The organism is Streptomyces marokkonensis (genome assembly GCF_039539045.1).
In the GTDB taxonomy this organism is placed as follows: domain Bacteria; phylum Actinomycetota; class Actinomycetes; order Streptomycetales; family Streptomycetaceae; genus Streptomyces; species Streptomyces marokkonensis.
The window spans coordinates 1-8,407 of the sequence record NZ_BAABCQ010000241.1; the positions used below are offsets into that span (position 1 = coordinate 1).

At 71.6% G+C, this 8,407-nt stretch carries 9 protein-coding genes; 8 read left to right on the forward strand and 1 reads right to left on the reverse strand.

Features of this window, described 5'->3' with window-relative positions:
* The first annotated feature begins 450 nt into the window (after positions 1-450).
* The 8 genes from ABEA26_RS33530 to ABEA26_RS33565 all read left to right on the forward strand — a co-directional run bounded on the left by ABEA26_RS33530 (position 451) and on the right by ABEA26_RS33565 (position 7,650).
* Positions 451-2,241, forward strand: coding sequence for a fatty acyl-AMP ligase (locus ABEA26_RS33530; RefSeq protein ID WP_345597501.1), 1,791 nt, complete (start codon positions 451-453; stop codon positions 2,239-2,241).
* A complete protein-coding gene (locus ABEA26_RS33535) occupies positions 2,241-3,239 on the forward strand; it encodes a beta-ketoacyl-ACP synthase III (RefSeq protein WP_345597502.1) in 999 nt (332 codons plus the stop codon). Before ABEA26_RS33530 ends, ABEA26_RS33535 begins: the two co-directional genes overlap by 1 nt.
* 106 nt (positions 3,240-3,345) lie before the next feature.
* On the forward strand, positions 3,346-3,693 hold the full coding sequence (locus ABEA26_RS33540) for a transposase (protein ID WP_345597504.1): 348 nt from the start codon (positions 3,346-3,348) through the stop codon (positions 3,691-3,693).
* Positions 3,690-4,070, forward strand: coding sequence for an IS3 family transposase (locus tag ABEA26_RS33545; protein ID WP_345597506.1), 381 nt, complete (start codon positions 3,690-3,692; stop codon positions 4,068-4,070). The genes ABEA26_RS33540 and ABEA26_RS33545 overlap by 4 nt, the downstream gene beginning before the upstream one ends.
* A complete protein-coding gene (locus tag ABEA26_RS33550; RefSeq protein ID WP_345597507.1) occupies positions 4,067-4,444 on the forward strand; it encodes a DDE-type integrase/transposase/recombinase in 378 nt (125 codons plus the stop codon). The genes ABEA26_RS33545 and ABEA26_RS33550 overlap by 4 nt, the downstream gene beginning before the upstream one ends.
* A gap of 1,161 nt (positions 4,445-5,605) precedes the next feature.
* A complete protein-coding gene (gene dhaK / locus ABEA26_RS33555) occupies positions 5,606-6,598 on the forward strand; it encodes a dihydroxyacetone kinase subunit DhaK (RefSeq protein WP_345597509.1) in 993 nt (330 codons plus the stop codon).
* Between the two features lie 49 nt (positions 6,599-6,647).
* Entirely contained in the window at positions 6,648-7,247 is a 600-nt protein-coding gene (dhaL, locus tag ABEA26_RS33560; RefSeq protein ID WP_345597511.1) for a dihydroxyacetone kinase subunit DhaL, read from the forward strand.
* A complete protein-coding gene (locus ABEA26_RS33565; protein ID WP_345597512.1) occupies positions 7,240-7,650 on the forward strand; it encodes a PTS-dependent dihydroxyacetone kinase phosphotransferase subunit DhaM in 411 nt (136 codons plus the stop codon). Before dhaL ends, ABEA26_RS33565 begins: the two co-directional genes overlap by 8 nt.
* 87 nt (positions 7,651-7,737) lie before the next feature.
* On the opposite strand, the gene ABEA26_RS33570 is transcribed toward ABEA26_RS33565, so the two are convergent.
* On the reverse strand, positions 7,738-8,382 hold the full coding sequence (locus ABEA26_RS33570; protein ID WP_345597513.1) for a TetR/AcrR family transcriptional regulator: 645 nt from the start codon (positions 8,380-8,382) through the stop codon (positions 7,738-7,740).
* Positions 8,383-8,407 lie beyond the last annotated feature (25 nt).

Genomic DNA, 8,407 nt, shown 5'->3' on the forward strand with positions numbered 1-8,407 from the left:
GTGCGCCGCCCAGGCCGCCTTTCCGGCCGGCCGGGGCCCTCCCGTGCCTTTCGCACGGGCGCGCGTGCAATTACCGGTGAATCCGCTGCGGTGAATACCGCGCAGCCAGGAAACGACGGATCGGCCGCCGGGCATCATGGTGGACCGGAGACTCCCCGTGACCCCATTCATGCCCTCGCGGAAACCCCCCACACGCTGGTCGTCCCGGAACTGCTCGGCCTGCTGGAGCGGACCGGATGGAGCCCGGCCGTCACACGGAGGATCTCCCGGGCCGGATCCGTACCCCTGCACGGAACCGGGCCGGAGCCCGCGGCGGACGTGGTTCCGATCCTCAGCTTCCAGGAGTTACTGATGGCCGTGATGGTGCCGTTCTCCACACCCTCCGCATCCCCTCCGCAGGCCTCCACCGCCCCAGACGGGCGCCAGGACCGATAAGGAGATCGTGAAAACATGACCACTACCGGGCTGAATCCGCGTGTGGACATACGTACTCTTTCCGACGCCTTGAGGCTGCGCAGCGAGAAGCAGCCCGACGAAACGGCTTATGTCCTCCTGCACAACGGGGAGGAACCGCACGAGTCGCTCACCTACCGTGAGCTGCACGAGGCCGCGCGGCTGAGGGCATCCTGGTTCGCCGGCGCCGGGCTGTCCGGCCGCACCGCGGTACTGCTGTACCCCTCGGGCCTGGAATTCATACGGACCCTGCTGGGGTGCATGTACGGACGTGTGGCCAGCGCCCCTGTACAGGTGCCGCGGCGCCGCGAGGAGGTCCTGCGGCTGCGCCGGATCGCCGATGACTCGGGCACGTCCACCGTTCTGACCACGGCCGACGTCGTACGCGACCTACGGGAGCGCTTCGGTGACATGCCGGCGCTGGCCGGACTCACGCTGGTGGCCACCGACGGCGTGGATCCGGCCCGCGAACTGCCGGTGTCCGAGGGCGGCCACGGCGACCCCGCGCCGTGGGAGCCCGGCGACACCGCGCTGTTGCAGTACACGTCCGGCTCCACCGGCGACCCCAAGGGGGTTGTCGTCAGCCATGCCAACTTCCTCGCCAACGTCACCGAGACCGATGAACTGTGGCCCGCCGCGCCGGATGGCACGGTGGTCAACTGGCTTCCGCTCTTCCACGACATGGGGATGCTCTTCGGTGTCGTCCTGCCGCTGTGGGCGGGCATCCCCTCGTACCTGATGACCCCCGAGGCCTTCATCCGCCGCCCGGCCCGCTGGCTGGAGGCCATCGCCCGGTTCGGCGGGACGCACGCCGCCGCGCCCAGCTTCGCCTACGAGCTGTGCGCACGGGCGGCCGCGGAGGGAAAGATGAGCGGCGTGGGCGACCTGTCGCGCTGGCGCGTGGCCGCCAACGGCGCCGAGCCGGTGCGCTGGAGCACGGTCCGGGCCTTCATCGAGGCGTTCGCGCCGTACGGGTTCGCCCCCCGCGCCATGTGCCCCGGCTACGGCCTGGCGGAGAACACCCTCAAGGCCACCGGCGCTCGCCAGGACCGTGAACCCGGCGTCCTGTGGGTGTCCGCCGAGGCCCTGCGCGACGGCGTCGTAGAGCCCGCCGCCGAGTCGGCCGAGGGGTCCGTCCCCGCGGTGAGCAGCGGCGGTACCGTCCCGGGCACTCGGGTGCTGATCGTGGACCCGGCCACCCGCCGGGAGCTACCGGAGGGGCGGGTCGGCGAGATCTGGATCGACGGCCCCTGTGTGGCGGGCGGCTACGTGGGCCGGCCCGCGGTGAGCGAGAGCACGTTCCGCGCGCGCCTCGCGCAGGACGACGGCTCCGGCGCCACCCACCTGCGCACCGGCGACCTCGGCTTTCTGTACGGGAGCGAACTGCACGTCACGGGGCGGCTGAAGGACGTCATCATCCGCAAGGGCCGCAACCACTATCCGCAGGACATCGAGCTGGCCGCCGAGCGCGCCGTACCGGGCCTGTTCCCCAACTGCGCGGCGTCCTTCTCCGTCGACGACGGCGAACGGGAACGGCTGGTGGTGGTCGTGGAGGCCGACGGCCGCGTCCTCGGCTCCCTGGGCGCCGACGGCCTGCGCCTGCGCGTCCACGACGCTGTACGGGAGACGCACCGGATCACCCCGGACGACGTGCTGGTCGTCCGGCGCGGTGCCCTGCCGAAGACGTCCAGCGGCAAGGTGCAGCGTCAGGCCTGCAAGAAGCTGTACGTCAAGGACGAGTTCAGGGCCGTGACCGCGCCGGCGGCCACGGCCGGGAAGGAGAGGTGATGGCCGGCATCCGCGGGCCCGAGCGCCGCCCCGGGTCGCGCATCCTCGGCGTGGGGGTGTACCGGCCGACCCGCGTGGTGAGCAACGACGAGATCTGCGCCCGCATCGATTCCACCGACGAGTGGATCCGCCGCCGCTCCGGTATCGTCTCCCGGCGCTTCGCGGGCCCCGACGAGACCGTCATCACCATGGCGGTGGAAGCGGCCCGCAAAGCGATGGCCCAGTCCGGCATCCAGCCAGGCGACGTGGACATGGTGCTGCTGGCCACCATGTCCTTCCTGGAGCAGGCACCGGCCGCCGCGCCCCGGGTGGCCCATCAGCTGGGCATCCGCTCCGCCGGCGGCCTGGATGTCGCCGCCGCGTGCTCGGGCTTCTGCTACGTCCTCGGCCTGGCCGACTCGCTAGTGCGCTCGGGCGACGCCCGGAACGTCCTGGTGATCGGCTCGGAGAAGATGAGCGACATCGTCGACCCCGAGGACCGCGGCACAGCGTTCCTGTTCGGCGACGGTGCCGGGGCGGTAGTGGTCGGCCCCTCCGAGACGCCGGGCATCGGCCCGGTGGTGTGGGGCGCCGACGGCGAATGGCACCACATGATCGCCTATGACCGCACCTGGCTGGACACCCGCGACACGCCCGGCCCCTGGCCGACGCTGCGGATGGCCGGCCCGGAGGTGTTCCGCTGGGCGACCCGGTCCGTGCCGGAGATCTCCCGGCAGGCGGTGGCGGAGGCGGGTCTGGAGATCGCCGACCTCGCCGCCTTCGTGCCCCACCAGGCGAACGCCCGCATCATCGACACTGCCGCGAAGTCCCTCGGCCTCGCCCCACACACGGTCGTGGCCAAGGACGTCGTCACGGCCGGCAACACCTCGGCCGCCTCCATTCCGCTGGCCCTGGACGCGCTGCTGTCCCAGGGCACGCCGGCCAGCGGCGACCTGGCCCTGCTGGTCGGCTTCGGCGCCGGACTGGCGCACGCGGCACAGGTGGTGGCGCTGCCCTGACCACACCGCTGTTCATGGCCTGGGAGACGATGCGGTGGTCGCCGCGGGCCTGGTTGACCATCCCCTCGTAGCGTGGAGCCCGGGATTGCAGGGGAAGTTGGGGTTCATGGGGTCCAAGAAGAAGCCGCCGTACGACGCCGAGTTCCGTGAGGGCGCGGTGCACATCATGGTCGAGACCGGGAGGCCGGTCGGAGATGTCGCGGAGGAGCTCGGCATCAACCCGGGCACGCTGCACAGCTGGGTGTCGCGGTGGCGGCGCAACGGGACGACGTCCTCGGACCGGCCTGTACCGCCGGCAGCCGCCGGTGGCGGTGGTGGTGGTCGGGTGCGGGAGGCCGAGCGGGCCGAGCTGGAGCGGCTGCGCCGGGAGGTCGGGGAGAAGAACAAGCGGATCCGGGAGCTGGAGATGGAGCGTGGTGTCTTCAAGCGATGCATGGCCCTCTGGGTGAAGTGACCGAGAACGCTCCGGAGGCGGTGGTCGCCTTCATCGGTAACCAGAGGGTCGGGCATGGCGTCCCGCACCGGGTGTCCTGCCGGGTGGTCGGGGTGAGCGAGGCATGGTTCTACAAGTGGCGCCGTCGCCGCGACGAGCCGACGAAACGCGAGATGAGGAGGGCGAGGCTGGAAGAGCGGATCATCCACTTCTTCACCGAGTCCGGTGGCACCTACGGCTCACCGAGGATCACTTTGGACCTGTGGGCGGAGGCCTGGCAGGTGTCGGTGAACACGGTCGCGGAGATCATGGCCGAGCTCGGTCTGCGGGGCCGCAAGCCGCCCAGGTGGCGGTCGCTGACCGGCAGGGCAAGCGGAAGGCTGCCCCTGATCTGGTGAATCGCCGTTTCGACGCGGTGGCCCCGGACGTTCTCTGGTACGGCGATATGACGGAGATCGAGACCGGCGAGGGCAAGATCTACCTGGCCACGGTCCTGGACGCGTTCTCGCGCCGCTGCCTCGGCTACGCCATGGGCGAGCACCACGACGCGGCCCTGGTCGGCGCGTCGTTGAAGATGGCCACCGCGACGCGCGGCGGCCCAAGGGACGGGACGATCTTCCACAGCGACAGAGGAAGTGAGTACACGTCAGAGGCGTACAACACCCTGTGTGACCGCCTGGGCGTGGTTCAGTCCATGGGCCGGGTGGGCCCCGCGCTGGACAACGCCGCCGCGGAGTCATTCAACCGGCCCTCCCCTGTTTCGCGCAGGTAGCGGAGAGCAGTGGACACGGCGCCGCGGAGCCGCTCACCATCCCTCTCCGCGGCGGTCCCGCGAAGCTCCTGGCTCCTGGCCCGGGCGAGAGCGGGGCTCGGAGCAACTGGTGCTGATCCGGGCGGACCGGTGCCGGACCTGGCAGCTTGCCGACGCCTGTGCCGCGTGCACGGTCGCGATTCCGCCGGCGGCGACCGCCCCGGAGGCCCCTGCGTCGTGCGACAGTACAGCCCGCGAGTCGTCGGCGGCCGGCGCCTCCTGTGTGCTGGAAGAGCCGGGCGAGTGGATCGAATCGTTGTGAGCAGCGCCGTATCGCGGCCGTGGCAGGGATCCGGGGAACCGGCCAGAAGTTCGATGCGCCCGGTATCTGCTGTGGCGGTCGGGCCCCGTGGTACCAGTGCGGGCGGTGCTGACGGCCCGGTGAGATAGAGGGTTGTCGTGGGCACGATCCGGGGGGCAGCCAGAAGGAAGCGGGAAGCAGGTCTACTGCGCGAGCCGCCTGATCGAGGTCGACGGCGACCAACTCCAGGGCTGTGTAGACCGGGGCGCCGCCAGCGGCTAGGCAGCGGACGGCGTTCGCATTGGTTCTGACCCGTTTCGCCACGACAGCTTGGAACTGCAGGCGGTCGCCCTCGTATCCGTAGGCGCCGAGCAGCAGGCGCAGGCGTCCGCGTGCGGAGGTGGTTCACGGGTAGGCGGGGACCAGGGCATCGGCACCACGCACGGGCACGGGTGCGGGTCTTCTTCCAGTGCAGTACTACCTGAACAGTTCCCAGACCACGGCGCACACTCACGTCAAGCATGCTTCGACTGTCCACCAGGGGGACCTGCTCAACCAGCGACCTGCTGGCCAAGGCCCACAAGACGCCGACATCCGGCACAGCCCGTTTCGGGACCTGGGCGCGCCCATGCCGTTCTCGCGCGTGACCTTCGCTGCCGCAAGGCCGATACTGCCGACAGCAGGGACCCCGACCAAGCCGCACCCGACCGCCTGACGGACCTGACGAGCCGTCACCGAATTCGGCATTGAGTCAGCATCAGTACCGCCAGAACCCGCTCCAAGCCGTCACGGAGCACCAAGATCCAAAACTGCTCCCACCCACTCTCACCAGCAAAGACACAGGTCACTGACTGGCCTGCTAGGCTCCCCAGGAGATACCCATGAGGATGCTCATCAACGTCCCCGAGACCGTGGTCGCGGACGCGCTGCGCGGTATGGCGGCCGCCCATCCCGAGTTGACCGTGGATGTGGAGAACAGGGTGATCGTGCGGCGGGACGCTCCCGTGGCCGGGAAGGTCGCCCTGGTGTCCGGGGGCGGGTCCGGGCACGAACCGCTGCACGGCGGGTTCGTGGGGCCGGGGATGCTGTCGGCGGCCTGTCCGGGTGAGGTGTTCACCTCGCCGGTTCCCGACCAGATGGTGCGGGCCGCGGCGGCCGTGGACAGCGGGGCCGGGGTGCTGTTCGTCGTCAAGAACTACACCGGTGACGTGCTCAACTTCGACATGGCCGCCGAACTCGCCGAGGACGAGGGCATCCGGGTGGCGAAAGTGCTGGTCAACGATGACGTGGCGGTGACGGACAGCCTCTACACGGCCGGGCGGCGCGGTACGGGGGCGACGCTGTTCGTGGAGAAGGTCGCCGGGGCCGCGGCGGACGAGGGCCGGCCGCTGGAGCAGGTGGAGGCGATCGCCCGGCAGGTGAACGACAGTTCCCGCAGCTTCGGTGTCGCGCTCGGCGCGGTCACCACGCCGGCCAAGGGCAGCCCGACCTTCGACCTGCCGGCCGGTGAGCTGGAGCTCGGCATCGGCATTCACGGCGAGCCCGGCCGGGAGCGGCGCCCGATGATGACCTCCGGGGAGATCGCCGAGGCAGCCGTCGACACGGTCCTGACAGACCTCAACCCGCGCAATCCCGTCCTGGTCCTGGTCAACGGCATGGGCGCGACGCCGTTGCTGGAGCTGTACGGCTTCAACGCCGAGGTGCAGCGCGTACTCGGCGAGCGTGGGGTCGCCGTCGCCCGCACCCTCGTCGGCAACTACGTCACGTCGCTGGACATGGCGGGGGCCTCGGTCAGCCTGTGCGAGATCGACGAGGAACTGCTCGGGCTGTGGGACGCGCCGGTGAAGACACCTGGCCTGAGGTGGGGCATGTGACGGTGGGCGGGGAAGGAGTCACCACGTACCTACCAGGCAAGGAGAACCAGTGCTCGATGCCGACTTCTTCCACCGTTGGATGACGGCGACCGCCGCGTCGGTCGACCGCGAGGCGGAGCGGCTCACCGCCCTCGACTCGCCCATCGGCGACGCCGACCACGGCAGCAATCTCCAGCGCGGGTTCACGGCCGTGGCGGCCACGCTGGAGAAGGAGGCACCCGACACGCCCGGCGGGGTCCTGATGCTCGCCGGGCGGCAGCTCATCTCCACGGTCGGCGGCGCCTCGGGGCCGCTGTACGGGACGCTGCTGCGCCGCACCGGAAAGACGCTCGGGGACGCCGCCGAGGTGAGTCCGGAGCAGCTGGCCGAGGCCTTGCGGACGGGGGTGGACGCCGTCCGGACGCTCGGGGGTGCCGCGCCGGGGGACAAGACCATGATCGATGCCCTGGTGCCCGCCGTGGACGCCCTCGGCGACTCGTTCGCCGCGGCCCGCGCCGCGGCCGAGGAGGGAGCCGGGGCGACCGTGCCGTTGCAGGCCCGCAAGGGCAGGGCGAGCTATCTCGGCGAGCGCAGCATCGGGCATCAGGACCCCGGCGCCACCTCGGCGGCGCTGCTCGTCGCGGCGCTGGAGGAGGCGGCCGGTGAGTGACGGGAAGCTGGTCGGGATCGTGCTGGTGTCGCACAGCGCCGAGGTCGCCGCGTCCGTGGCCGAACTGGCGAAGGCCCTGTCGGGCGGTGGCGTGACGGTGCCGATCGCCCCGGCGGGCGGGACCGCGTCCGGCGGGTTCGGGACCAGCTCCGAGTTGGTTTCGGCCGCTGCCGCGTCCGTGGACCGGGGCGCGGGGGTCGCCGTCCTCACCGACCTCGGCAGCGCGGTGCTCACCGTCAAGGCGCTGCTCGCCGAGGGTGACGAACTTCCGGAGAACACCCGTCTGCTGGACGCCCCGTTCGTCGAGGGCGCGGTGGCCGCGGTCGTCACGGCCGCGACGGGCGCCGGCCTCGCGGCCGTGGAGGCGGCGGCCGCGGAGGCGTACTCCTACCGGAAGGTCTAGCCGGAACGCCTGGCGCGCCGGGCCGGGCGGCGAGAGGTCGCTCCCCCGCCGCGTTTCCCGGTCGCGCGGCCGGCGCGGCGCGGTCCGTCAGGTGAGGCCGGCCGCCGCGGCTTTGAGAGCGGTGCGCAGGGTCGCGGCCAGTTCGGCCCGCGCCGTCGCGGCGTCGGCGGGGCCGTCGGCCGTGTGCCAGGCGTGGTGTTCCACCGCCGCGCGCAGGGCCGCGTTGAACATGGCCGCCAGGATCGCCGGCCGCAGGTCGTCGGCGGGCAGCCCGGCCCGTTCGGCCAGCGCGCGGGCGAACGCCGGCTCGGCCTCGTCGTAGGTCTGCAGCCAGACCGCGCGCAGGCCCGGTTCGGTGCGGGTCAGCCGTACCAGTGCCCCGACGGTGGCCTGGGCGGGCACTGCGAGGAGACGGTCGTCGTCCGCCGCGCGCTGCTCGAAGTCGAAGGCCTCATCGAGGGGTTGGCCGGGCCGCCACTGCCGCAGCGAGTCGGCGACCAGCTCGATGCCGGCCGCGAGCAGCGGTCGTACGCAGCTCTCCTTGGTCGGGAAGTAGCGCCACACCGTACGCGCCGAGATGCCGGCCGCCCGGCCGATCTGCTCGCCCGTGGTCGCGGCGACCCCCTGGGTGACGAAGAGGTCCACGGCGGCGCGGGCGATCTCCAGCCGGATCTCGGCCTTGCGCTCCTCGGTGAGGGGCGGTCTTCCTGTGCGTCCGCGAGCTGCGGCCATCTGTTCCTCCGGCGCCGGTGGTGTG

What these genes read in the sequence shown, in the direction of transcription:
- ABEA26_RS33530 (WP_345597501.1), top strand. Translation starts at nt 451, where the DNA reads ATGACCACTACCGGGCTGAATCCGCGTGTGGACATACGTACTCTTTCC.
- ABEA26_RS33535 (WP_345597502.1), top strand. Translation starts at nt 2,241, where the DNA reads ATGGCCGGCATCCGCGGGCCCGAGCGCCGCCCCGGGTCGCGCATCCTC.
- ABEA26_RS33540 (WP_345597504.1), top strand. Translation starts at nt 3,346, where the DNA reads ATGGGGTCCAAGAAGAAGCCGCCGTACGACGCCGAGTTCCGTGAGGGC.
- dhaK (WP_345597509.1), top strand. Translation starts at nt 5,606, where the DNA reads ATGAGGATGCTCATCAACGTCCCCGAGACCGTGGTCGCGGACGCGCTG.
- ABEA26_RS33570 (WP_345597513.1), bottom strand. Translation starts at nt 8,382, where the DNA reads ATGGCCGCAGCTCGCGGACGCACAGGAAGACCGCCCCTCACCGAGGAG.